Origin of the sequence: Streptomyces xylophagus (genome assembly GCF_000716435.1) — a bacterium.
Taxonomy (GTDB): Bacteria; Actinomycetota; Actinomycetes; order Streptomycetales; family Streptomycetaceae; genus Streptomyces; species Streptomyces xylophagus.
Genome location: NZ_JNWO01000002.1, coordinates 397,530 through 422,198 on the forward strand (window position 1 = coordinate 397,530; position 24,669 = coordinate 422,198).

General features: G+C 71.3%; 21 protein-coding genes. 4 read left to right on the forward strand and 17 right to left on the reverse strand.

The features are described from left to right. Entirely contained in the window at window positions 1-936 is a 936-nt protein-coding gene (locus tag OO70_RS05250) for an ADP-ribosylglycohydrolase family protein (RefSeq protein ID WP_043664643.1), read from the reverse strand. A 56-nt stretch (window positions 937-992) separates the two neighbouring features. On the opposite strand from OO70_RS05250, the gene OO70_RS05255 reads away from it, so the two are divergent. Continuing rightward, window positions 993-1,514 (forward strand): AAA family ATPase, encoded by a 522-nt coding sequence (locus OO70_RS05255; RefSeq protein ID WP_043664645.1) that lies wholly within the window; start codon window positions 993-995, stop codon window positions 1,512-1,514. A 22-nt stretch (window positions 1,515-1,536) separates the two neighbouring features. Here OO70_RS05255 and OO70_RS05260 read toward each other — a convergent pair whose 3' ends face one another. The 11 genes from OO70_RS05260 to OO70_RS05310 all read right to left on the reverse strand — a co-directional run bounded on the left by OO70_RS05260 (window position 1,537) and on the right by OO70_RS05310 (window position 11,616). Next, window positions 1,537-2,721, reverse strand: coding sequence for an acyl-CoA dehydrogenase family protein (locus OO70_RS05260; RefSeq protein WP_043664647.1), 1,185 nt, complete (start codon window positions 2,719-2,721; stop codon window positions 1,537-1,539). A 67-nt stretch (window positions 2,722-2,788) separates the two neighbouring features. Further along, on the reverse strand, window positions 2,789-3,874 hold the full coding sequence (locus OO70_RS05265; protein WP_043664650.1) for an MSMEG_0565 family glycosyltransferase: 1,086 nt from the start codon (window positions 3,872-3,874) through the stop codon (window positions 2,789-2,791). Next, window positions 3,871-4,707, reverse strand: a complete 837-nt coding sequence (locus OO70_RS05270; protein ID WP_043664653.1) for a carbon-nitrogen hydrolase family protein — start codon at window positions 4,705-4,707, stop codon at window positions 3,871-3,873. Before OO70_RS05270 ends, OO70_RS05265 begins: the two co-directional genes overlap by 4 nt. Then, window positions 4,704-5,558, reverse strand: a complete 855-nt coding sequence (locus tag OO70_RS05275; RefSeq protein ID WP_043664656.1) for a carbon-nitrogen hydrolase family protein — start codon at window positions 5,556-5,558, stop codon at window positions 4,704-4,706. The genes OO70_RS05270 and OO70_RS05275 overlap by 4 nt, the downstream gene beginning before the upstream one ends. Beyond that, window positions 5,555-6,985 (reverse strand): MSMEG_0567/sll0787 family protein, encoded by a 1,431-nt coding sequence (locus tag OO70_RS05280; RefSeq protein ID WP_078651282.1) that lies wholly within the window; start codon window positions 6,983-6,985, stop codon window positions 5,555-5,557. Before OO70_RS05280 ends, OO70_RS05275 begins: the two co-directional genes overlap by 4 nt. Window positions 6,986-6,990: 5 nt before the next feature. Next, the gene (locus tag OO70_RS05285) at window positions 6,991-8,082 is read right to left on the reverse strand and encodes an MSMEG_0568 family radical SAM protein (protein ID WP_234336705.1); all 1,092 of its coding nucleotides are present in this window, start codon (window positions 8,080-8,082) and stop codon (window positions 6,991-6,993) included. A gap of 10 nt (window positions 8,083-8,092) precedes the next feature. Next, on the reverse strand, window positions 8,093-8,614 hold the full coding sequence (locus OO70_RS05290; protein WP_033279770.1) for an MSMEG_0572/Sll0783 family nitrogen starvation response protein: 522 nt from the start codon (window positions 8,612-8,614) through the stop codon (window positions 8,093-8,095). 42 nt (window positions 8,615-8,656) lie between these two features. Next, the gene (locus tag OO70_RS05295) at window positions 8,657-9,472 is read right to left on the reverse strand and encodes an amidohydrolase family protein (RefSeq protein ID WP_043664662.1); all 816 of its coding nucleotides are present in this window, start codon (window positions 9,470-9,472) and stop codon (window positions 8,657-8,659) included. A 15-nt stretch (window positions 9,473-9,487) separates the two neighbouring features. Next, entirely contained in the window at window positions 9,488-10,804 is a 1,317-nt protein-coding gene (locus OO70_RS05300; RefSeq protein ID WP_043664664.1) for an MSMEG_0569 family flavin-dependent oxidoreductase, read from the reverse strand. Then, the gene (locus tag OO70_RS05305) at window positions 10,801-10,980 is read right to left on the reverse strand and encodes a hypothetical protein (protein ID WP_158711410.1); all 180 of its coding nucleotides are present in this window, start codon (window positions 10,978-10,980) and stop codon (window positions 10,801-10,803) included. Before OO70_RS05305 ends, OO70_RS05300 begins: the two co-directional genes overlap by 4 nt. A 144-nt stretch (window positions 10,981-11,124) precedes the next feature. Then, window positions 11,125-11,616: a hypothetical protein gene (locus OO70_RS05310; RefSeq protein ID WP_078651252.1), complete on the reverse strand. Its 492-nt coding sequence runs from the start codon at window positions 11,614-11,616 to the stop codon at window positions 11,125-11,127. Window positions 11,617-11,818: 202 nt separating this feature from the next. Between OO70_RS05310 and OO70_RS05315 the strand changes: the two genes are divergently transcribed. Continuing rightward, window positions 11,819-13,966 carry an MMPL family transporter gene (locus tag OO70_RS05315; RefSeq protein WP_043664668.1) on the forward strand — a complete coding sequence of 716 codons (2,148 nt, stop codon included), beginning with the start codon at window positions 11,819-11,821 and terminating at the stop codon, window positions 13,964-13,966. Window positions 13,967-13,989: 23 nt separating this feature from the next. Here OO70_RS05315 and pepN read toward each other — a convergent pair whose 3' ends face one another. Then, window positions 13,990-16,422: an aminopeptidase N gene (pepN, locus tag OO70_RS05320; RefSeq protein WP_043664671.1), complete on the reverse strand. Its 2,433-nt coding sequence runs from the start codon at window positions 16,420-16,422 to the stop codon at window positions 13,990-13,992. Between the two features lie 197 nt (window positions 16,423-16,619). Beyond that, window positions 16,620-17,369: an IclR family transcriptional regulator gene (locus tag OO70_RS05325; RefSeq protein ID WP_043664673.1), complete on the reverse strand. Its 750-nt coding sequence runs from the start codon at window positions 17,367-17,369 to the stop codon at window positions 16,620-16,622. Window positions 17,370-17,610: 241 nt separating this feature from the next. On the opposite strand from OO70_RS05325, the gene OO70_RS05330 reads away from it, so the two are divergent. Then, window positions 17,611-20,433 carry an AfsR/SARP family transcriptional regulator gene (locus tag OO70_RS05330; protein WP_051740687.1) on the forward strand — a complete coding sequence of 941 codons (2,823 nt, stop codon included), beginning with the start codon at window positions 17,611-17,613 and terminating at the stop codon, window positions 20,431-20,433. On the opposite strand, the gene OO70_RS05335 is transcribed toward OO70_RS05330, so the two are convergent. Further along, window positions 20,399-21,643 (reverse strand): MFS transporter, encoded by a 1,245-nt coding sequence (locus tag OO70_RS05335; protein WP_043664675.1) that lies wholly within the window; start codon window positions 21,641-21,643, stop codon window positions 20,399-20,401. The genes OO70_RS05330 and OO70_RS05335 overlap by 35 nt on opposite strands. 130 nt (window positions 21,644-21,773) lie before the next feature. Between OO70_RS05335 and OO70_RS05340 the strand changes: the two genes are divergently transcribed. Beyond that, the gene (locus tag OO70_RS05340) at window positions 21,774-22,259 is read left to right on the forward strand and encodes an Lrp/AsnC family transcriptional regulator (protein WP_043664677.1); all 486 of its coding nucleotides are present in this window, start codon (window positions 21,774-21,776) and stop codon (window positions 22,257-22,259) included. Here OO70_RS05340 and OO70_RS05345 read toward each other — a convergent pair. Both OO70_RS05345 and OO70_RS05350 read right to left on the reverse strand, forming a co-directional pair. Further along, a complete protein-coding gene (locus tag OO70_RS05345; RefSeq protein WP_043664679.1) occupies window positions 22,256-23,242 on the reverse strand; it encodes a PDR/VanB family oxidoreductase in 987 nt (328 codons plus the stop codon). The genes OO70_RS05340 and OO70_RS05345 overlap by 4 nt on opposite strands. Next, on the reverse strand, window positions 23,232-24,668 hold the full coding sequence (locus tag OO70_RS05350) for a glutamine synthetase family protein (RefSeq protein ID WP_043664681.1): 1,437 nt from the start codon (window positions 24,666-24,668) through the stop codon (window positions 23,232-23,234). Before OO70_RS05350 ends, OO70_RS05345 begins: the two co-directional genes overlap by 11 nt. Window position 24,669 lies beyond the last annotated feature (1 nt).

The following is a 24,669-nucleotide window of genomic DNA, read 5'->3' on the forward strand; positions in this document are numbered from 1 at the left end:
CTACGCGCAGGACTGGTGGGCCGCCGTGAGCGAATTCCAGCCGCTCCACGCGGGGATCGCCTCGCGGGCCTCCCGCCAGTCGGCCGGGATGTCGCCCGTGCCGGTGCGGGCCGCGACGACACCTCCCGCGATCGCGCAGGTGGTGTCCCGGTCGCCCCATCCGGCGACGGTCTGCCACAGCGCCTCGGGCAGGTCGTCCGGATGCCCCGCGGCGGACCACAGGGAGTACGGCACCGTGTCCGGAGCGGAGATCAGCGTCCCGGAGCCCAGCACGGACGCCGCGTGCCGGACCGACGTCCGCTCGGAGAAGTTCGCGGCGACCAGCAGTCCCGAGCGGACGTCGCTCTCCGGCAGATGCGAGGCGACCTCCCGCAGGAACTCGGCGCGCGGCGCGGCCTGTTGACCCGCACCGGCGGCCGCCAGCGCGGCGGCGACCGCCACGGCCACCGCCCCCGCGACGGCCTCCGGGTGGGCGTGGGTGGTCAGTGCGGACAGCCGGGCCTGCTCGGCGGCAACCTTGAGGTCGTCCCGGAACCAGGCACCCAACGGGGTGACCCGCATCGCGGCGCCGTTGCCGTAGGACCCCTGTCCGCCGAACTGCCCGGTGGTGACCGTCTGCCAGTCCTCACCCTCGCCGATGCGCCGCAGCACACTGTGCATGGACGGGCCGTACTTGCGTCCCGGCTCCCGCTCGTACTCGGCGGCGAACTCCCGTGCCAGACCGCCCGGTTGGACTTCCCCGTGTTCCACCAGATGCGCGAACAGGACGAACGCCATGGCCGAGTCGTCCGTCCACAACCACGGCACGGGGCGCAGTTCCCGTGCCGCCCACAACTCCTCGGGGGACTCGTCGGACCGTGTGAACCAGCCGTCGCCGAAGGCGTCACCCATCACCAGGCCGTCGAGGGAGGCGTGGGCGTGTTGCGGGCTGCTCATGGTGGGGCTCCTGTTAATGATCGGCCGACACAGCACATCGTAGTTAGGGTGCGTGGATGGAACGGATCTTGGTGGTCGGAGCGACGGGTGCGGGCAAGTCCACGCTCGCCCGGGCCGTGGGCGAGCGGCTCGGCGTGCCGTACCACGAGATGGACGCCCTCTACTTCACCGGCCCCGACTGGACCGTCAACGAAGGCCTGGCCGACGACGTCCTGCGTCTCACGGCCGAACCCCGCTGGATCATCGACTCGATCGGCTCGCCCGAAGTCCGTGACCTGCTCTGGGAGAAGGCCGACACGGTGCTCTGGCTGGACTACCCGAGACGCGTGATCATGCCGCGCGTCCTGCGCCGCTCCTTCCGGCGCTCGGTCACCCGAGAGAGTCTCTTCGGCGGCAACCGGGAGACCTGGGCGGGCTGGTTGAGCCGAGAGCATCCGGCCTGGTGGGCCTGGTCCCAGCACGCGGGTCGGCGCCGCGAGATCGAGCGCCGTACCGGTGACCCGCGCTTCGCGCCGCTCACCACACACCGGTTCGCCCGCCCCGACGACACCGAGGCCTGGCTGGCATCCCTGGGATGAGCCGTCGGGGCTGTCGGTCCGGTCAGAGGAAGGGCGTGCCCGCGTCGAGTCCGGAGAGGACCCGGCCGTAGATCTCCAGGTTGGTGGTCGGGTTGACGAAGGAGTGCAGGCTGAGGGCGTGCAGGTCGCGTACCGCGCGCTGGACGGGGACGTCACGGTGGAGGGAGGACGCACCTGACGCGGAGGCGATGAGGTCCACGGCCTCCTTGCACAGCCGCGTCGTATAGCCGCTCTGCGCGCGGATCTTGGCGCGTTCCGCCTGTGTGTACGGTTCACCGCTCGCCGCCGCGGCCTCGATCCGGGCGACGAACTCGCCGGTCAGCAACTCGGCGCAGGAGATTTTCATCGCCGCCTCGGCGGCCTGCAGATGCGTAACGCCCGCCTCGTACTGCCGCTCGTGGAAGGTGTACGTGATGCCCCGCCGGTGGATCCGCTCCGTGAACTCCGCGAGGGCCGCCCGCGCCAGGCCCAGCGCGTTCGGTGCCGTCCAGGCGCAGAACAGCATCAGGACCGGCATCCGGTAGAAGGGGTCGTCCGCGTTGGCCTTGGACGGGAAGTCGCCGCCCAGCAGCGGCCCGACCGGCAGGACGCGGTGCGCGGGCACGAACACGTCCCGCGCGACGACACTGTTGCTGCCGCTGCCCGCAAGCCCCGACACGAACCAGTCGTCGAGGATCTCCAGATCGGACATCGGCACGGCGAACCACAGCACCTCGGGCGGCCCGCCGTCGGAATCGACCCGGGCCGTCAGCAGGTGCCAGTCGGCGTTCTGGCAACCGGTGGCGAAAGCCGAGGTGCCGTTGGCGACATACCCGCCCTCCGTCGCGACCGCGACCGCGTTCGGGATGAGCGTGCCGCCGACCCGTACGTCCGGGCTCGTGAAGATCTCGTCCTGGGCCTCGTCCGGGAAGAGCGCGGCGATATAGGAACAACCGGCCTGGATCAGCGCCATGAACGCGGTCGAACCGCACCCGGCGGCGATCTCGCTCACCACCTCGACCTGTGTGCTCAACCGGCTCTGGTAACCGCCGTACCGGCGTGGGACGTTCATGCGGTAGACCCCGGCGCCGGTCAGCGCGGACACGACCTCGGACGTCACCCGCCTCTCCTGCTCGGTGCGTAACGCCTGCTCCCGGAGGAGCGGTTGTAACTCCCGTACACGTTCGGCGAGGCCTGCATCGGACGGGGGCGCTGACGACGGAGCCATGGACGACCTCCGGGCACGACGGGGACCTCACCGTGACGCGGATCGCACGCAGTGTCAACGCCCTTGCTCAGGCAGGAGAGTTGAGGGAACGGTAGAAGTCGAGATGGCTGCGGGCGGCGGCGTCCCAGGTGTGACGGGCGGCGAGGGCACGTCCGGCGGTCGCGCGGGCCGGGTCCTCCGTCGCGAGGGCGTGGCCCAGTTCGGTGGCCAGGTCCTCAGGTGTGGCGGCGAAGCGCGCGGCGGAGCCGAACACCTCACGCAGCACGGGCAGATCCCTTACGACCAACGGAACCCCCGCCGCCAACGCCTCCATCGCGGCGAGACCGAAACCCTCCTTGAGGGACGGGAAGGCGAACACGTCCGCCGCGGCGACGAGAGACGGCAGCTCGTCCTCGCCGACCTGCCCCAACACCACGGGTTCTACGGCGAGTTCGGCGGCCCGCGCCTCCCAACTCGCCCGGTAGTCACGGTAGTCGAAGAGCGTCTCGCCGCCCGCGATCACCAGCCGGACGTCGGGACGGTCGGCGCGCAACAGGGCGTAGGCCTCCAGCAGGTCCAGCGAGCCCTTGCGGGGTTCGATGCCGCCCACGGTGAGGACGTACGGGCCCAGGCGGGAACGCCAACTCGCTTGCGCGGCCGGGTCGGTGGCGGCGAAGCGGTCGTAGGCCACGCCGTTGGGAATGACCTCCGCCTTGATGCCCCAACCCTCGACCAGCTCCCGCGCGACCGCCCCCGACACGCACAGGTGCGCGTACGGCTCGACGATCGCGCGCTCGTGGCAGGCGGCGAGTTCGGGGGTGGTGAAGTGGTCGAGGTGGTGGACCGTGCGGACGCAGCGGCCGGCCGCGTTGGCGCTGATGCAGTCCTGGGCGTGGACGACGTCGTAGGGCGTGGGGTCGAAGGCGGTGCGGAGGGTGGCGATGGAGCGCAGGATGCGTGCGCCGACCGTCTCCTCGGACGGGCCGTCGGGGAACGGCACGATCTGGACGCGGACCGCCGGGTCCACGGGACGGAAGAAGCCGGCGTCGCCGCCCCGACCCAGCGACCACACCGTGACGTCCTCGCCCAGCGCCGCGAGGGCCTCCGCGAGGGCGAGGGTGTGGACGACCCCGCCGCGCGGCTTGGTGGAGTAGCTGAGCAGGGCGATCTTCACGTACGGGACTCCCGGTAGGCGTCGGGACGGCGCTCGTCGAGGTGGCGCAGGACGCGACGGGCCCGGTCGGTCTCGGCGGCCACGTCGATCTCGGCGACGGCGAGGCCGGCCTTGGACCAGGTGCGGGCGAGGATGTCGCCGCCCGGGCCGACGACCTTGGCCTGGCCGAGGAAGCGCATGCCGCCCATCGCGCCGGTCTGGTTCGAGGAGGCGAGGACGACCTGGTTCTCGGCGGCGCGGGACTGGTCGTACAGGTCGAAGAGGCGGGCCTGGCGGTCCTGGGCCATGCGCGGGGCGCGGTTGGTGATGCTGGTGGGCCAGGCGGACAGGCAGGCGAGGATCTCGGCGCCGTCCAGGGCCAGCGAACGGGCCGACTCGGGGAAGGTCTTGTCGTAGTCGATGAGCATGCCGAGGCGGCCGACCGGGGTGTCGAAGGCGTCGAAGCGGTCGCCCGGTGTGTACGCGGCGACCTCGCCGGCCGGGAGGTGGACCTTGCGGTGCCGGCCCAGGATGCCGTCACCGCTGACGCAGACCGCCGCGTTGTAGCGCTCGGTTCCGCCATCCTCGCAGTAGCCGACGCACACCACCATCTCGGCGGCCAGGCGGGCGACTTGGAGGATCAGCGGGTCGTCCGGCTTGAGGGCCGGGGGCAGCGTCTGGGGGTCGGGGTGGCGCAGGTCGGCGAGGTAGCCGCCGAGGGTCGCGTCGGGCAGGACCAGCAGTCCGGCGCCGTTGCCGCGGGCGTCGTCGATGAGTTTGGCGACGCGGGCCAGGTCGAACTCCAGGTCGCGGCCGAAGTGGGCGGCCGCGGCCGCGATCCGGATGGTGCTCATGCGGTGACTGCTCCCGGGGCTGGTCCGTAGGTCTCGGGCCGCCGGTCGCGCAGATGTCCCATCGACCGGCGGGCGGTCTCCAGGGCCTGCGCGACGTCGAGTTCGGCGACGGCGATGCCGGAGGTCACGCCCGTGTCGGCGAGGATCTCGCCGCCCGGGTCGACGACCTTGGCACTGCCTACGAAGCGTAGCGACCCGAACGTGCCCGCCTGGTTCGCGGACAGCCACACGATCTGGTTCTCCAGCGCGCGGGCCCGGTCGAACAGGTCGAAACGCCGCTTCCAGCGGTCCTGTTCGAGATCGGCGCTCGCATTCGTGCGCGCGCCCGGCCAGGCCGAGACGCACACCCCGATTTCGGCGCCGTCCAGGGCCAGGGCCCGCGCCGACTCCGGGAACGCCTTGTCGTAGCAGATCATCATGCCGATCCGCCCGACCGGTGTGTCGAAGGCGTGGAAGCGGTCGCCGGAGGAGTAGCTGGCGTCCTCGCTGAGCGGCTGGTGGACCTTGCGGTGGTTGCCGAGGACGCCGTCGCCGGTGACGCAGACGACGCTGTTGTACTGCCGTCCGTCCGGGGCGGCTTCGCAGTACCCGGCGACGACGGTCAACTCCCCGGCCAGCGCGGCCAGTCGGCGGATCTCCGGACCGTCGAGGGCGAGCGCGGGCGGGCCCTCGTCCAGTTCGCTGTCGTCATCGAGGCTGAGCAGGTAACCGCCCAAGCATGCCTCCGGCAGCGCGAGAAGGCGCACTCCCTGCTCCCCGGCCTCCTTGATCAGCCGTTCGGCGATCGCGAAGTCCTCCTCCAGGTCGCGGCCGAACTCGGCGGACACGGCCGCCATCCGCAGCGTGCTCATGCCGTCCCCATTCCGGTCACCGCGGAGGCGACCGCCTCGGTGATCTCTCCGTCGGGCCAGCGCAGCCCGACCCCTTGCCCGGCGGTCAACTCCCCGCACACAGCGCCTGTTGCGGGGCCGGCGGGCAGCGGGGGCGCGTCGGGTTCGTCGGCGGTGAGCATCGCGAAGCCCGGGAAGCAGGTCAGCCAGTCACCCATCGACGCGCTCGCGGGACGCGGAACTTCGGCCACATCGAGCACCGCCCCGCAGCCGCTCGCCTCGGCGAGCATCCCCAGCGTCCCGGCGACCCCGGCCATCGACACGTCCTTCGCGGCGGCCGGTCGTGCGGCGGCCACCGCCCTTGTCATCGTGCGCAGTTCGTCCGTACGGCGCCGGGTGGTCGAGTCCCACTGGCGGCCCCGGTAGCCCGCGCGCCAGCCGCCGCCGAGGTCGGCCGTGAGCCGCACGGCGTGTCCGGGGCGTCCACCCCCGCCGGGCACAGGCCGGTCGGTGCGGCCGAGCGCGGTCACCGACAGGGCGGCAGGTACGCCGAGTTGGGTGTGTCCGCCGAGCACCGGGACGCCGTAGGCCCGCGCGGCCCGGGTCAGTCCGGCGAGGATGAGCGCGGCATGTGTCGCATCACGCGCGCCCACCACGTCCAGCAGCCCTACCGGTGAAGCACCCATCGCCGCAAGGTCGTTGACGTTCACCAGGACCGCGCACCAGCCCGCCCACTCGGGGTCACGCTCGACCATCGACGGAACGATCGCGTCGCACGCGGCGATCACATCGGTGCCGGGGACGGGTGCGCCGTCGTCGCCGATGAAGCCGGGCGGCGCGGGCAACGCGGCGAGCAACGGGCCCAACGCGGACTTCGTGGCGGCGACTTGGGTCGCGATCCGCCCGATGGGCCACCGCATCAGGACGTGCGGGCTGTCGGCGACCTCCGTGGCCCGCACCGACTGCCAGCCGAGCCGCCGGAAGAGCACCTCGTTGCGGGCCTGGACGGTCGCGTCGAACCGCAGCGCGCCCTCCGCCTCCGCCCGTGCGCAGGCCGCCCGGACCAATGCCGCGCCGACTCCGTGCGGGCCGCGGGCCTGCTTGGCTACGACCAGCCGACCGCCCTGCCACCAGCCGAGGTCCGGACCGTCGTCGACCGGGCCCAGCCGCACCCCGCCGATGACCGTGCCGTCCTGCGCCCTGGCGACCAGTACGACGGTACGGGCGTCGGCGTCACGGTTGTCGAGGTCGTTGCCGGTGAAGAGGCACTGTTCGTGGACGAAGGTCTCGGTGCGCAGTCGTCGGTAGGCGGCCAACTCGGTTTCCCTGGTGGCCTGTTCGATGTGGAACGCGGGACGTCGGGCGAGTGTGCTCCGGTCGCCGAGCAGCGCCAGGATGTCCATCGGACCGTCGACCACGGGCGGTGCCGCGGAGCCGTCGAGGTACATGGACATCACCCGCCCGCCGACTGCAGGACACTGCACGCGCCGCACGCCGCGCAGCCCGCCTTCTGGTCGGCACCGCTCATCCCGGCCGCACGCAGCTTGGCCGCGACGCCCTCGGTGACGTACGTCAGGAGTTCGGCGCTCGGTGCAGGGGTGCCGTCGCGGGCGGCGAGCGTGCCGGCCATCGGGCGGAACGGGACGACGAACGGGTACACACCCCGGTCGATCAACTCGCCTGCGCCCGCGATGAGTTCGTCCGCGTCCTCGCCGAGCCCGACGAGCAGATAGGTGGAGACGCGATTCGGTCCGAAGATCCGCACTGCCTCCTCCCACGCGGCTTCGTACTCCGCCATGGGGACAGTCGACTTGCCCGGCATCCAGCGTCGCCGCACCTCCTCGTCGAGGGACTCGACATGGATGCCGATCGCGGTGGCCCCGGCGTCGTGCAGTGCGCGGATCCAGGCGAGGTCACCGGGCGGTTCGCACTGCACCTGGATCGGCAGGCCGGGGACCGCTTCGAGGACGGCGCGCACGGAGCGGACCAGGTTGCGGGCACCCCGATCGGGGCCGGTCGTCGTGCCCGTGGTCATGACCATCTGCTTCACGCCGTCCAACCGCACTGCCGCTTCGGCGACTTCGGCGAGCTGTGCCGGAGTCTTGGCGGCGACCGCCGCGCCGGAGCGCAGGGACTCCTCGATGGTGCAGAAGCGGCAGCGGTCGGACTCGGCGTAGCGGATGCAGGTCTGGACGACGGTGGTGGCGAGGACGTCGGCGCCGTGCAGGCGGGCGATGTGCTCGTAGGGGATGCCCTCGGTGGTGGTGAGGTCGTAGAACTTCGGGCGGCTCACGGCGGTCAGGGCGAGGCCGGTGTCCTGGTCGCCGAGCCATACGCTGCCGTCGCGTACACGGTAGGGGCTGGCCGGGTTGGTGGGCAGTGCGGCGTTGGCACCGTCGACGAGGACGTGACCGTCGCCGCTCGGACCCGCGCCGTCGGGCCGCCGTACGGGGGCGTCCAACGCGACGCCGTGCAGGGCGAGTTCGGCGCGGGTCAGGATGCGCACATCCACCGCCGTACTCGTCGATTCGGTGCCAACGCTCACAGCGGACCCCTTACAGCTGGTAGGTGGAGTTGATGATGGCGCCCTTGCGGGCGTAGTGGATCAGCGCGTCCTGGACGTCGAGGGGGTGGGTCGGGATGACGCCCTCGATGAGGTCCTCCTCGCGGGCGCCGTGCAGGGACAGACCGAAGCGGCAGCAGAACACCTTGCCGCCCTCCGCGATGAACGTCTTGAGCTGGTTGTTGATGTTGTGCTCGCCGGGGAAGGCCGAGTTGCCGGTGGTCGGGAAGCCGCGAGTGGCAAGGCAGTTGAGGGAGCCGGGGCCGTAGAAGTAGATGGCCGTCTCGAAGCCCTTGCGCAGGGCGCGGGTCGCCTGGAGGACGGCGACGAACGACACCGACGACTCGTGGGCGATGCCGTGGACGAGCGTGAAGTACGTCTCGCCGTCCTCGGCCTTGTAGTCGGGGAACACCTTGGTGGCGCCGTAGATGCTGGTGCCGTCGGGGAGGGACGGGTGGGGGATCTCGTTGAGGGACTGCTGCTCGATCTCGCTGAGTTCGACGGTTTCGGACATGGCTGTCTCCTTGTACGTACCGGACTTGAGAGGGGAGGTCGGTCAGTCGTAGAGCGCGGCGAAGGTGTCCTTGAAGACCAGTCGGCCGAGTTCGCCGTCGCCGGTCGCTTCGGCGAGGCGGGCGTACTCGCCCGTGAAGTCGCCCCACGGCTGGTCGCTGGCGAAGAGCACCCGGTCGTGGCCGACACCACGGCGCTCGATCTCCCGGGCCAGCCAGCGGGGAGTGAAACCGATGGCCCAGGAGAGGTCGGTGTAGACGCGCTTGCCGGCGGTGATCCAGTCGAAGAACCGGGAGCCGGCGAGCTTGATGTGGCCGCTCATTCCGCCGCCGAAGTGCACGAGATGGACGGGGACTTGGTCGGCGTACCAGTCGACCAGGTGGCCGACCTCGTCGATGTCGGAGGCGGCGCCGGGGGAGGTGTGGACGTGGACCACCAGCCCGTGCCGGGCCGCCTCGGCGAAGATACGGTCCAGGTGCGGGCGGCAGGCCGGGTCGGTGGGGCGTCCGCCGAGCAGGAAGCTCAGCTTGAGTGCCTTCACGCCCCGCTCGCCCGCCAACTCCAGTGCCTGGGCGGTCCGTTGCTCGTCCTCCGGGCGCGGGGAGACCCACAGTCCGGCCCGGATGCGGTCGTCGGTCTGGGCGGCCTCGATCGCCAACTCGTTGAAGGAGAAGGCGATGGCGGGGTCGGGGACGCCGTAGTTCGGGATGACGAGGGCGCGTTCGGTGCCCTCCGCGTCCAGGTCGGCGACGAGTTGTTTGACGGTGGCGCGGGCGGTGGTGTCGGGGTTGACCGGCGGGCCGCCGTAGAAGGGGTAGGCGGGCAGGACGCCGATGTGGCGGTGTGCGTCGTAGGCCATGACTGTCCCCGTTCCTCAGCCGATCGGGAGGGCGGAGGCGAGGTCCGTGGGGGCGCCGGTGAGGGTGCCGCAGACGTCGGCCAGGCGACGCGAGGCCTCGATGTGGTTCGCGAGGAACTCCGCGTCCTTGCCCACCGCTTCGAACCGTCCCGAACCCCACGAGTGCTGCCAGGGAAGGCCCAGGAAGTAGAGGCCGGGGACGCTGGTGGCACCGCGCCAGTGCATCGGATAGCCGCGGCCGTCGAAGACCGGTGCCTCGATCCAGCGGTGGTCGCGGCGGAACCCGGTCGACCAGACGACGGACGTGATGTCGGCCTTGTCCAGGTCGAGTTCGCGCGGCTGGTGGTCCGGTTCCCACACCGGTATGTATCGGGGCTCGTCCGGCGCGGGGATGCCCTGGGCGGTGATGTGGGCGTCGATGGCGTCCTTGATGCCCTCGGCCACGGCGTCCGCGCGATCGAGGTTCACCTTGAGGTCGTCGGCGAACTCCAGTGCCGTACCGCTGACTTCGGTGAGCCGCCCGTACAACCGCATACCGTCGCGGGCGAAGGCGCGCAGGTCGATGTCGCGGCCTCCGTCGCGTCCGGTGACGTAGTGGTTGACGCGCATGCGGACCACGCCGGCGTCGTCGAAGTCGTCGATGCTCTTCGCGTAGTGGCCCATCTCGTCGAGCCAGGCCACACAGTCACGGCCGCGGTAGAAGCGGGCCACGCGCGGCGCGCTGCCGACGGCCAGGTGGACCTGGCGTCCGGCGAGGTGCAGGTCCTCGGCGATCTGGCAGCCGGACTGGCCGGTGCCGACCACCAGGACGGCGCCCGGGGGGAGTTGGGTGGGGTTGCGGTAGCGGGAGGAGTGGACCTGGGTGAGGGAGTCGGGCAGGCGCTGGGCCATCGAGGGGAGGGAGGGGGTGTGGTAGGGGCCGGTGGCGATCACCACCTGGTCGGCGGTGAAGTCCCCCTCGGTGGTGGAGAGTTCGAAGACTCCGCTCGGGGAGCGGCGCAGCCTGGTCACCGTCACGCCCTCGACCAGCGGCGGGCGGAAGTGGGCGACGTAGCCCTCCAGGTACCGCACGATGTCGTCGCGGACCATGAACCCGTCGGGATCGTCGCCCCGGTAGGGGTAACCGGGCAGCCTGCACTGCCAGTTGGGAGTCACCAGACAGAAGGAGTCCCAGCGGCGTTCACGCCACTCGTGTCCGACCCGGTGGGCCTCGACGACGACATGGTCGATACCGCGTTCGCGGAGCTCGTGGCTGACGGAGAGTCCCGCCTGGCCACCTCCCACCACGGCAACGGAGTAGTGCGCGCCGGGCAGTTGTGTCGCCGGGCTCATCGCGGGCTCCCATCGGCGCCGGTGAGGGCTGCGAATGCCGTTCGGCTGGGCTCGACGAATTCGGTGAGCTCGTATTCGGCGCCCGGGGTGAAGTAGTCCTGGACTATCGTGGAGGGGGAATAGCAGCGCTGGGTCAGACCGTCGGGCCGGCGCTCGTCGAAATACATCTCGGGCATGACATCCTCCATGCCGCGCGCCGAGGTCTTGCCACCTCGCCGCTCTTCATGGCGACCAACTTCAGCCCTGGGGATTTCCGAACGAAGTCATCGGGAACAAAGGGGAGTTGCGAAAACCTCACCGTTGCCGCAGAGGCAAGTCGGCTATTCCGTGAGCCTGGTGGCGGCTTCCACGGACGGCCACCGGGCGAGCGAGATCATCGCCATCACCCGGTGGATCAGATAGCCGGCCAGCGGCAGTTCGGCGAAGACCGCGAGGGCCGCGGCCGACCAGACGTCCGAGGTGCCGATGGCCAGCGACACGTCGAACCACGCGTCGCAGATCAACAGCGCCGCCGAGAAGACCGCCGCCACGATGACCGCCCGGTTCCGCCGCCAGCCGAGCAGCGCGGTGGCCGCCATCGCGAGCACCAGCAGGACGTCGAACCCGACCCATGTCGTCCGCCACTGGTGCACCTCGTAGGCGGACGGCAGCGTCACCGCCAGCAGGACCGTCCACGGGACGAGTCCCACCGCACAGACGGTGAGCAGTTCCAGCGTGTGCCGCCGGTGCCGCCGTACTTGCTCCAGCACATCGGGAGTCGGAGTCGGGGCGTCCGTCACCTGGCGTATGTCGGTCTTCGACGTGTCGTTCACCTTGACTGCTCCGTTCTCAGGAGTCCGGTGTTGATCCGGTACCGAGAAACTAAAACAGCCGTGCACCGCGCTCTCTTCCCGAGGGGCGCAAAGGCGGATTCTGTGCTTCCGGATTCCGTCATACCGGATGGATTATCCCGATAGCGGATGAACGGGGCGGCGGGCTAGACTCGCGCAACCTACGACCCGGGGAAGGTCCGGCATGCGACGGTGGGCCGAATTCGTTCTGCGGCATCGCAAAGCGGTGGTGGCGTTCTGGGGCCTGGTGCTGATCGCCGGCATCGCGCTGGCCGGTCGGACCACGGACCGGCTGACGATCGACTTCTCGCTGCCGGGCCAGCCCGGCACCGTGACGGCGCACAAGATCGAGAAAGCCTTCGGCAGCGGCGGCGACACGAACCCCTATCTGGTCTCGGTCACCCTCCCGGCCGGGCAGACCGTCACCGGTCACGAGACGGACGTAGGGAAGGTGTTCACGGCCGTCGGCACGGCGGCACCGGGCCTGCGGGTGATCGACGAGGCGAACACCGGCGACAAGGCGTTCCGGACGAAGGACGACCGTACCGCCTACGGCCTGGTGTTCTACCGGTTCAACCCGTCACCCAGCCAGAAGCTGCTGACCGACCCGATCCGGGCGGCTGCGGAGAAGGCGATGCCGGCGGGCGCGGCGATCGGGGTGACGGGCGAGGACACCCTGGCCTCCGGCGGTGACGACGGCGGCGGACCCGGAGTGCTCGGCGAGACGCTGCTCGGAGCCCTCGGCGCACTGGCGGTCCTCGCCTTCGTGTTCGCCTCCTTCCTGGCCCTGTTGCCGCTGCTCGTGGCCGCCGTCTCGATCCTCGCGACCTTCGTGATGCTGCTGCCGCTCACCTACGCGACCGACGTGTCGTTCATCGTGCAGTTCCTGGTCGCCCTCATCGGCCTGGGCGTCGCGATCGACTACTCGCTGCTGTTCGTCACCCGCTGGCGCGAGGAGCGCGACCGGGGCCGGGACAACCACGACGCGGTCGTCGTCGCGATGGAACACGCCGGGCACGCGATCGTGTTCAGCGGCGTCACGGTGGCCATCGGCCTGCTCTCCCTTGTCGTGCTGCCCGTCCCGTTCCTGAGAAGCATGGGCTACGGCGGCGCGCTCATCCCGCTCGCGAGCGTGCTCACGACACTCACCCTGACCCCCGCGATCCTCGGCGGCATCGGACCGAAGGTCGACTGGCCGAAGATCCGGCACGAGAACCGGGCGAGCCGTTTTTGGACCCGTTGGACCACCGCCGTCGTACGGCGCCGCTGGATCGCGGCCGGCGCCGCACTGGCCGCCCTCGCGGCCCTCGTCGGCGTCTTCGCCGGCATCAAGATCGGCCTCGCGTCGTCGGAGTCGCTGGCCAAGAGCGGCCCTGCCTACGAGACCCTGCAGACCCTCGAGCGCGGCGGCGTCCCGACCGGCGCACTGACCCCGATGGAGGTCCTGGTCAGCACCGACCAGGCGAAACCCGTCGCCGCCGCCCTGGCCAAGGTCGACGGTGTGAGCAGCGTGTTCGTGCCGACCGGGCCCGCCGGCAACCGGGGCGGACAGAGCATCGTCGTCGTCATCCCGGACACCGAGACGGTCAACTCCCAGAGCGTCGACGTGGTCAGACGCGTCAAGACCGCCACCGAACACCTGCCCGGGGCCGTCGGCGTCGCCGGCGTCGGCGCGGCGCAGATCGACTTCCTGCACGCCGTCTACGGCAACTTCCCGCTGATGATCACGATCATCGCGCTGCTGACGTACATCCTGCTCGTGCGCGCCTTCCGCTCGCTGCTGCTGCCGCTGAAGGCGGTGCTGCTCAACCTGATCTCACTGGCGGCGACCCTGGGCCTGATGGTGCTCTTCTGGCAGGACGGTCACGGCTCCGACGCGATCTTCGGCATCGCCGCCACCGGGGCCGTCACGTTCTGGATCCCGATCATGATCTTCGCGTTCCTGTTCGGACTGTCCATGGACTACGAGGTGTTCATCCTCTCCCGCATCCGGGAGGAGTACGACGCCGGCCACTCGACCGACGAGGCGGTCGTCGAGGGCATCGGCCGCACCGGCCGCCTCGTCACCAGCGCCGCACTCATCCTGTTCCTCGCCTTCGCCGCACTCGCCTCCGGACCGGGCACCGACCTCAAGACCCTGGCGACCGGCCTCGGTATCGGCATCCTGCTGGACGCGACCATCGTGCGGATGCTGCTCGTGCCGTCCCTCGTCTCCCTGTTCGGCGGCTGGAACTGGCACCTGCCCGCCTGGGCGGCCCGCCCGCTGCGGGTACAGCCGTCGTATCCGCACCCGGAACGGTCCACGCCCGAGCCGACGCCACCGGTGGACTGACCTCTCGCACCGGATCGCGAAGGTCAGGCCGCTACGGCTCGCGCGCGGAGCATGCGGCCCACCTCGTCCGAGCGCTCCAGGAGCGTGAGGCGGACCACCGGGACCGCCTCCTGGGATGCCTGCCGGGCCCGCTCGATGTAGTCCGGGGCGATGGCGTGCACCGGGAACAGGCGGTGGGTGTAGCTCATCGCCAGGATCATGCCGCCCTGATGCAGCTTCGGGATCGCCTCCAGGTAGCGCTCGGCGTAGGGGGCCAGCAGCGCGTCCTGGCCGGGACGCCAGAAGGCCGCCGCGACGAGGCCGACCGAGTTGATGGGGACGGTGCGGTCCACGACCAGTTGCTGCCACACCTCGGCCTTCGTGGCGGCGTCCGGCAGGGCCGCTCGTACGGTGAGGGCACGGAGCCAGGCGTCGGGGTCCGGGTCGCGGGCGAGGAGGAGGCCGGACTCCGCGGTGATGTCGCCACCCAGTTCCGCCTCGCGGATCAGCGCGCGCCAGCTCAAGTCCACGTCGTCACCGGCCTGTTCGCGGAGCCAGCCGAGATCGTCCGCGGTCGTCGCGGTACGGGCAAGACCGCGCAGCGCGACCTGACGGCGGCCGGGGTCCGCGGCGAGGCGCCGACAGGTCGCCGCCACCGCCGCCGACAACGCGTCACGCTCGGCCGGCGGCGCCCACAGTTCCGCGATGTTCGCGGCGAGGGTCAGATACGGCTCGATCACCGCGTCGGACGTCTCGGCCGCCAGGACCGAGGTGAGGCACCGACCGGCCTCCGCCGCCGTGGCCTCGCCGGTCGTCAGCATGTCCCACACGGTCGCGGCCGCCACGCCACGGGAGATCGCCGTGGGCAACTGCGCCGCCGTACGGAAGAGTTCATCCCTGCTCGCGGTATCCGGGCGGGTCGTGGCGAAGGTCAGGTCGTCGTCGTTGATCAGCAGGACGTCCGCCGGCGGGAGGCCGGTCACCGGGGTCCGGGTCTCCGTCACCTCGACCCGCACCAGCGCCCGGCGTTCCAGCGCGTCGCCGTTCCTGGCGTACGCGCCCACCGCCAGCACCTGCGGACGCGGGTTGCCGTCGGCCACCAGGGTGACGGTGTCCCCGTCGCGCTCCAGGGAGAAGCGGTCGGTGCCCGCCGTCGCCAGCCAGGCCGTGCGCCAGGTGTCCAGGTCGCGGCCACTGGCCTCGGACAGGGCGTCGATCAGGTCCTGGAGCGTGGTGTTGCTCCACGCGTGGCGGGCGAAGTAGGCGGCCATGCCGGTCCTGAAGTGCTCTTCGCCTACATACGTCTTGAGCTGCTGGAGGACGGAGGCGCCCTTGGGATAGGTGATGTTGTCGAAGATCGACGCGGCCTGGGCGACATCGTGGATGGGCTGGTGGATCGGGTGCGAGGCGGGGCCCTGGTCGGACAGGTACGCGCTGATCTTGCCGATCATCAGATGGCTCGCCCACGCGTCGGTGTGCCGGGTGGCCTGCTCGGCGGCCCAGTGACAGGCGAACTCCGCGAACGCCTCGTTCAGCCAGAGGTCGTCCCACCAGCGCATGGTGACGATGTTGCCGAACCACATGTGCGCCATCTCGTGCAGCAACACCCGTGCCAGCAGCCCGTGTTCGGCCGGAGTCGGCGCGGCCCGCCGCAGGAACGCGTCCGACCAGGTCACACAGCCGTAGTTCTCCATCGCCCCGCCGAACTCGGGCATGAACACCTGGTCGTAGCGGCGCTGCGGGAACGGCATCGCGAAGGCCTCGGCGTAGAACGCGAGGCCCTGGCCGGTGAGCGTGAAGATCTCGTCGGCGTCGCGATCGAGGACCTCGGCGAGTGAACGGCGGGCGTACAGGCCCAGGTTGTGGCCGTCGGCCTCGCGCCGTACCTCGTGGAAGGGGCCCGCGTTGATGACCGTGTTGTACGTCGACAGGGGCGGGGTGTCCGGGAAGGCCCAGCGGCGGGCCGCGTCCAGCTCCTCGACGCGCGCGTCACCGGAGTTGCTGGTGACGGTCCACGCGGCCGGGGCCGTGACGGTGAAGGCGTGCGGGGCCTTGAGGTCGGGCTGGTCGAAGCAGGCCCACACGAAGCGGGCCTCGTCCGGTTCGAAGCTCATCCACACGTACACCTCGCCGTCGGCGGGGTCCGTCGCCTTGTGGACACCCTCGCCGGCGGTGGTGTCGGCCTGGACGCTCTCCACGCGCAACACGTTGTGCCCGGCGAGGCCCGGGAGTTGGATCCGCCCGTCCTCACCGGGGGCGAGGGCGACACCGTTCAGCGTGGCGCTCACCACCTGTGCCGCACAGTCCACGAAGGTCTCCGCGCCCGGCTCGCGACAGGTGAACGCCACCGTGGAGACACAGCGGACCTCCGGCCCGTCCGGCAGCGCGGTCAGATCGACGTCCACGTCGTACCGCTCGACCACGACCAACTCGGCCCGGCGCTCGGCTTCGGCGCGGGTCAGGCTTCGGATCCCCATGTGTCCTCCCTCGGCAGACAGCGGCCGTCAGCGTACGACGGAGATCGACGGACAGCGCAGGGTTTTCCCGGCGGTTCGACTTCGGTGAGGGGGAGTTGAGGGGGATCGGAGTCGGGAGGGCGAGTTGGACGGGGCCGCCGGTGCGGTTGATGCTCGACCCCGCCCGAGCACCTCGCCGCACCGCCGGCCCCGTCCCGTCACCGCCCCCGCAGCCCCGCGCTGATCACCAGGCCGGTCCGGCGGGCGGTTTCCGCGAGCCGGTCCAAGTGGTGGGCGGGGTCGGTGAGGACACAGAGGGACGCCACGGGTGTGCCGCGCGCTCCGAGCAGCGGAACCGCCGCGCAGCACACCCCGGTCACCACTTCCTCCCGGTCGAACGCGGCGCCCCGCTCCCGTATCGCCGCGGCGTCCCTCGCCCAGGACGTGGGCAGCGGCCCCAGCAGGGGTGCCGGTGCGGACATGGCCACGAGCACCTTGCCCGCCGCGGTGAACCACGGCCAGGTCATCCGGGTCTGCAGCGGATCGGGACGTTCGGCGTCCTCCGGACACCACTCCATCATCAAGGTCTCGCCCTTCCACAGCACGGCGATTCCGACCGTCGTGCCCGTGACCCGGGCCAGCCGCCGCATCGGTTCACGCGCGGCGGCGCGCAGCCGGGGATGCGGCTGCCAGGCCCGCCCCAGGCGGAACATCCGCGGGCCCACCCGGTAGCTCCCCCCGCTCCGCTCGACCGCGCCCAGGTCCGCCAGCTGTTCCAGCAGCCGGTACGCGGTCGTCTTGGGCAGCCCGCAGTCGGCCGCCAGCCTTGTCGGCCCCGCCTCCACGGCCCGCTCCACCGCCTCCAGCAGCGCGAACGCGCCTTCCAGTACGCTCCTTCCGCCCGCGTTCCCCGAGGCGGCCGGTAAGGTCTCCGACCGCTGTACCGGCACCCGCGTCTCAGGTGCCATCACTTCCTGTGTGATCACACGTCTCGCCCCCGTTTTGCCTGTTGCGCAGCCGCCAGGCGACGGCCCTGCTCTCGTGCCGGGACGGGACGCGGTCAGCGCCCGTCCGTTCCCAGCAGATTCGCACCGGTGTGTGGCAGGAAACCTTGTCGAAGCCTTGTCGCGCCGCGCACGCGTCCGCGAAAAAGAGGAGGAGTCTTCCTGTAGGGGAGGTGAGGAGTCTTCCTGGAGGGGAGGTGGAGAAATGATGGAGGTCCAGTTGCTCGGGCCCGTGGAACTGTCCGCGGGGGGCCGCACGGTGGAGGTGGGCCCGCCCCAACGCCGCACCGTGATGGCCGCGTTGGCCGTGGACGTCGGCCGGCCCGTCGCGGTCGACGTGGTCATCGAGCGGGTCTGGGGTCCGCGTGCGCCGGACGGCGCACGCGGCGCGGTGCACGCCCATGTCGCCCGGATCCGGCGGGTGTGCGAGCAGGGTGCCGAGACCGCCGGGGAAGGCTTAGGTGTGGTGCGCCGTTCGGGCGGATATCTCCTGGAGGCCCGACCGGACCAGGTGGACGTGTACCGGTTCCGGCAGTTGGTCGACCAGACGCGGACGGCGGGGCCCGCCGACCCGGAGCGGGCCCGGCTGCTGCGCGAGGCGCTCGATCTGTGGCGCGGGGAGCCGCTGTCCGGTCTGAACGGGGAGTGGGCGGCCCGGATGCGCGAGGCCTGGCGGCGCCAGCACCAGGACGCCGCCGTCGGCTGGGCGCGCGCGGAACTGCGCCACGGTGAACCCGCCTCCCTCATCGGCCCGTTGACCGGTCTGCTCGGCGAGTACCCGCTCGCGGAACCCCTGGCCGAGGCGCTGATGCGGGCCCTGCACGACACCGGCCGCAGCGCCGAGGCCCTGGACTGCTACGCCACCATGCGGAAACGGCTGGCGGAGGAGCTGGGCACGGACACAGGCGCGGCACTGCGCCAGTTGCACCAGTCGATCCTGCGCGGCCACCGCTCCGCGTCGGCCCCGCGCCCCGAACGTACGGCGGTGGTACGGCAGACCGAGCGTCCCGCCCAACTCCCCATGGCAGTACGGGGATTCACCGGCCGGGACGGCGAACTGGCCCGACTCGCGGCGATCCTGGCCTCGGCGGAGGGCGAGTCCGCCGCCGTGGTGATCTCGGCGGTGTCGGGCATGGCGGGGGTCGGCAAGACCGCGCTCGCGGTGCACTGGGCGCGCCGGGTCGAGAGAGCGTTCCCCGACGGGCAGTTGTACGTGAACCTGCGCGGCTTCGATCCGCAGGGATCGGTGATGCCCCCGACCGAGGCGGTACGAGGATTCCTGGACGCCCTCGGAGTACGGCCGGAGCGGGTGCCGCCCGGCCTGGAGGCCCAAGTCGGCCTGTACCGGAGCCTGTTGGCAGGGCGCCGGATGTTGGTCGTGCTTGACAACGCACGGGACGAGGAACAGGTCCGCCCGCTGCTGCCGGGCGCGGTCGGCTGCATGGCCCTGGTGACCAGCCGGAACCGGCTGACCGGGCTGGCAGCCACGGAGGGCGCCCATCTGCTCGCGGTGGACCCCCTGACGCCGGACGCCGCACGGGGCGTACTCGCGGAGCGGCTCGGGGCGGGCCGGGTCGCGGCCGAACCGGAGGCGGTCGCGGACGTCGTCACCTGGTGCGCGGGACTGCCCCTGGCGCTGGCCGTGGTGTCGGCACGCGCCGCCGCGCATCCGCGACAGCCCCTGCGGACACTCGCGGAGCAACTGCGGGAAGCGGGCGGCCGGTTGGACGCGCTGGACGGGGGCGAGGAGGCCAGCCAGGTACGGGCGGTGTTCTCATGGTCCTACAGCACGCTCAGCCGACCCGCGGCCCGACTGTTCCGGCTGCTGGCGCTGCACCCGGGACCGGACGTGGACCAGCGCGCGGCGGCCGCGCTGGCCGGGCTGGAACCGGAACGCGTCCGCGCACTGCTCGCCGAACTGACCGGCGGCCACCTGCTGGTCGAGCACGCTCCGGGGCGCTACGCCTTCCACGACCTGCTGAAGGTCTACGCCGGAGAACTCGTGACCGCGTACGACGACGAGTGGGAACGACAGGCCGCGCTGCACCGGATGATGGACCACTACCTGCACTCGGCGCGGGCCGCCGACGTGCTGGTGACCCCGCAGCCCAACCCGGTGGAGGTCTCCGCGCCCCGGCCGGGGGCGAACGCGGTGCGGCCCGAGGACTACGGCCAGGCACTGGCCTGGCTCGCCGCCGAGCACCCGGTGCTGCTGGAGATCGTGCGGCAGCCGCAGCCCGGCTTCGACGGTCATGTATGGCGGCTGGCCGCCGTGTTGACCACGTTCCTGGACCGGCACGGGTACTGGCAGGCGCTGTTGACCGCTGCGCACAGCGCGCTGGTGGCGGCCGAACGGGAGGCCTCCCTGGCCGGCCGGGCGGGCGCCCACCGCGGTCTGGGGCTGGCCCTGGACCGGTTGAAGTGTCCGGAACCGGCGCGAGAGCATTATCTGCGGGCACTCGAACTCTTCGCCGCGCTGGGCAGCGAGGCGGGACAGGCCCGGACCCATCAGCACCTGTCGCGGATGTCCGCGGTCCACGGCAATTCCGAACTGGTACTGGAACACGCCTACTTGAGTCTGGAGCACTACCGGGCGGCGGGCGACCAGGCAGGGCAGGCCGCCGCGTTGAACCACATCGGCTGGCGGCAGGCGCACCTCGGCGACCACCTCCGCGCGCTGGCCCACTGCGAGCAGGCCCTCGAACTCGCGCGGACATCCGGGGACGTGGCCGGGCAGGCCCACATCTCCGACAGCCTGGGCTACATCCACCATCAACTGGGCCGATTTCAGCAGGCGGTCGACCACTACCGGCAGGCCGCCCGGTTGTTCCACGCCACCGGGGACCGCCACAGCGAAGTCGCCTGCCTGCTCTGCCTCGGCGACAGCCACCACAGTGCCGGCCAGCTCACCGCCGCCGACGAGGTCTGGGCCCGTGCACTCGCCCTCGCCACCGAACTCGGCCTGCCCGACGACGATCCCCTCCGCACCGGCCTCAACGACCGCGTCGGGGAACGGCCGTTGACGTAGCCGACTCGGATCCGGCACCGCTGCCGAGACGGAGGCTGAGGGCGATCCCCGCGGCCGTGCAGGCGCAGGTGATCCACCAGGTGGAGTGCCAGCCGCCGGTGCGGGTGGCCAGCCAGGCCGCGACCGTGGGACCGATGAAGCTGCCCGCGTTGAAGAGCTGCTGGATCAGGCCCATGGTCGCGGGAGCGGAGCCGCCTGCCGGAGTCAGTCCACCGATCATGCGCAGCAAGGTCGCCGGTATCGCCCCGCCGGTCAGCGAGAAGGCCACAACGCACACGAACTGCCAGGTGGTACCCGCCGGGAGGCCGTGCCAGTCGACGGCGAAGGCGAGCAGGGAAGTGGCGGCCATGAGCGTGAAGGCCGGTACGAGAAGGGAGTTAGAGGGCAGGCCGCGCTTCATGAGTGCCGCCGTGGCGATCGAACCGACGGCGTTCGCCGCGCCGACCACGGCACTGAGGACACCCGGCCAACTGCCCGTCATCCCGCCGTCGCGGTAGATGGTGGGCAGGAACCCGACCACGGCCATCCACGGCAGGGTGTAGCAGGCGAAGACGAGACCGGCCGTCCAAGGGGCCGGAGCCCGGACGGTACGGCCGATGCGGGTGAGAGCGTTCGCCGCGCCGCGCACACCGCCCGCCTCGTCGCTGGGAACGCGGGCCAGGACCCAGGGCAGCGGCGCCAGCGCGACCACGGCCATGCCCCACCACCACACCCGCCACGGCACCACCTGGAGGACCAGCGCGCCGACGACGAGCCCGGCGAAGGTCGAGATTCCCTGGTAGGCGCCCCAGAAGCCCATCGCCGTGGTGAAACGGCCGGGCGGGGCGACGCGCCGGATCAGCCCCGGACCCGTCACCGCCACCAGAATGAAACCGGCGCCCTCGACCGCCCGCGAGGCCAGCAGCGGAGCCGCCGACCAGGCGAAGCCACCACCGGCCGACCCGAGGAACAGCAGGACCAGCCCCCCGCTCAGACAGCGCCGCTCACCGATCAGTTCGGCCAGGAGCGACACGGCAAGTCCCCCGAGCATCCCGGCCAGTTGGACGATCCCCAGCAGGGTCCCGGCCTGGACGAGGCTCAGCGACAGATCGTGCCGCAGGTACGGGAGCGCGGGCGGCAGCTTCCACACCTGCAGCCCGGCGGCCACCCCGGCGGACACGACGACGATCCAGGAGCCACCGGTGCCAGTGGGATGGGTCTGCGAGGCCATGGGGGCGGTCCTTCAGGAGGGCGGAAGCGTTGGAACGGCCCACCACCTTCACCACATGCCGGGGCATACACGCAATACAGTCCATGATCAGTGCGACAGATGCGCAACAGCGTCGAAGATTGGTGACAGAATGCGCATCATGACGCTGATGGACCCCTTGGACGCCCGGATCGTTCTGGCCCTGGACGACGACCCGGACGCGACGATCCTCGCCCTGGCCCAGACCCTGGGCGTGGCCCGCAACACCGTGCACGCCCGGCTGCGGAGGATGGCCGCCGACGGTGCGCTCAAACCCTTCAGCCGACGCATCGATCCCGCCGCCCTCGGCTACGGCCTGGTGGCGTTCATGTCGCTCGCGGTGAGCCAGGCCGAGCCCGAGAGCGTCCACGAAGGACTGCTCGACCTGCCCGAGGTCATCGAGGTCCACTACACCACCGGTGACGCCGACCTCCTCGCCCATGTCGTCGCCAAGGACACCGCGGACCTGCACCGCATCACCAAAGCGATCCTCGCCATCGACGGAGTCGACCGGACCAGCACCGCCATCTCCTTGGCCGAGGTCATCCCCTACCGACCCCGCGCGCTCCTGCGCCGCCTGGCGAAAGGCCGCGGCTAGAGATCCAGCTCCAGCACCGGGGAGTCGCAGCGGCTCACGCAGATCATCATCGTGGTGGCGCCGGGACGTTCGGACGGGTCGATCACCGTGTCGCGGTGATCCGGGAGTCCCGCCGTGACCGGCGTCTCGCAGCTGCCGCAGTAGCCCTCCTCGCAGGAGAAGGGCACGTCCGGGAGCTTCTCCCGCACGACGTCCAGCACGGAACGGTCTGCGGGCACGGTCAGCCGCAGGCCGGAGCGGGTCAGTACCACCTCGAACTCCCCGCTCGGTGCGTCGAGTCGGATGGGGTCTGTGTCGTCGCCCGCGCTGAAGCGTTCCAGGTGCAGTGCCCGCGCCGAGCCAGCTGTACGGCACAGGGCCGTCACCGCGTCGAGCATCGCTTGCGGGCCGCAGGCGTAGACGGCGTGCGTGGACGGGGCGGCGGCGAGTTCGGCGGCCAGGTCCGGGAGGCCGACCTCGTCCTGCGGTACGAGGAGCACCCGGTCCCCGCCCAATGCCGTCAACTCCTCGGCGTACACGAGCCGGGACCGGTCGCGGGCGCCCAGGACCAGTCGCCAGGGCAGGCCACGGGTGGTGAGTTCGCGGGCCATCGGCAGCAGCGGGGTGACGCCGATGCCGCCGGCCAGCAGCAGATAGCCCTCCGCAGGCACCAGAGGGAAGCGGTTGACGGGCCCGCGCACCTCCAACTCCCGTCCCACCAGAGCGGTTTCGTGAATCTCCCGGGAGCCGCCCCGGCCCTCGGGCACGCGGTGCACGGCGACCGTCCACGCCTCGGTGTCCGCCACGTCCCCGCACAGCGAGTAGGCCCGCCGCAGTCCGGAGGGCAGGGTCAACTCCACGTGCGCGCCCGGCTCCCAGGCAGGCAGGGCGCCGCCGGTGGGCCGGGTCAGCCGGAGTTCCAGCACCTCGTGGGCGACCCAACGAGCCTGTCGGACCAGGAGCCGCTCGGTCGTCGCATAGAGGGAGTCGAGGTCAGAAGACACGGAAGTACTCCCGCTGTTCCCAGTCGGTCACCTCTTGGCTGAAGCGGTCGATCTCGGCCCGCTTGATGCTGGTGTAGTACGCCACGAAGTCCTTGCCGAGCCGGTCGGCGAGCATGCGGTCGGACTCCAACGCGTCCAGGGCCTCGCCCAGTGAGCGGGGGAGCGGTTCGGCACGCGCCGCGTAGGGCTCGTCGGCGGCCGGTCCGGGTTCCAGGCCGCCTGCCACGCCCTCGAGTCCGGCGGCGAGTTGGGAGGCGAGGTAGAGGTAGGGGTTGGCGGCCGGCTCGCCGATCCGGTTCTCCAGGCGGGTGGATGACGGTCCGTCACCCAGTACCCGCACCATCGCCCCGCGATTGTCCCGCCCCCACACCGCACGGTCCGGCGCCAACGACAGTGAGCGAAAGCGCTTGAAGCCATTGAGAGTTGGGGTCGAGAACGCACTCGTGGCCCGCGCGTGCCGCAGCAGCCCGCCGAGAAAGGCGGTCCCGTACGGCGACAACGGCGGCCCGGAAGCGGTGAGTTCGCCGCTCTCCGGCGCGAAGACACCCACGCCGTCCCGCAGCATGCTCTGGTGCAGATGCCAGCCGCTGGAGAACACGCCGGGCAGATGGGGTCGGCACATGAAGGTGGCGTGGTGGCCGTGGCGGGCGGCGACCTGTTTGACGGCGCTGCGCAGCAGGACCATCGCGTCGGCTGTGCCCAGGCCGTCGGCGGGCTGGAGGGTCAACTCGACCTGGCTCGGGCCGAATTCCACCTCCAGGCTGCGCAACGGCAGCCCCAGTCCCTCGATGTTCGCGCGCAGGACGTCGAGGATGGGATCGAGTTCGTCGTACCGCAGTTCGCTGAGGTACTGGTAGCCGTGGTTGAGCATGCCGACCTCGGGCGCGGCACCTGGCTGACCCTGGTCGCCCGGGCCCAGACGCGGGTCGTCGAGCCGGAAGAGGTGGAACTCCACCTCCAGGCCAGTGCGGTACGTCAGCCCGTCCGCCTGGTCGAGGACCGAGCGCAGCAGCCCGCGCGTGCACAGCGGGACCGGCGCTCCGGAGGTGAAGCGCAGGTCGCACAGCAGCCAGCCCGTGCCCGGCGACCACGGCAGCATCCGGAAGGTCGACGGGTCGGGCACCATCACCATGTCGGCGGCGCCGCGCAGTTCGGGCAGCCCGAGCGGTGTCTCCTTGGTGAAGAGCGGGAAGACGGTCCGCCCCGAGGTGTCCTTGGCGAGCAGGGACGAGGCGATGCCGGTGCCGTCGCGCAGCACATTGGGCAGTTCGCCCACGGTCACGGTCTTGCCGCGCAGCAGACCGTGCTGGTCGGCGAAGACCAGCCGTACCACCGTCATCCCGCCGCGTTCGGCGCGCGACTGTATCTCCCGTGCGGCGGCGGCCTGTTCGGGGTTCCACAGGCCGTGCCGTTCGATGAATCCCACG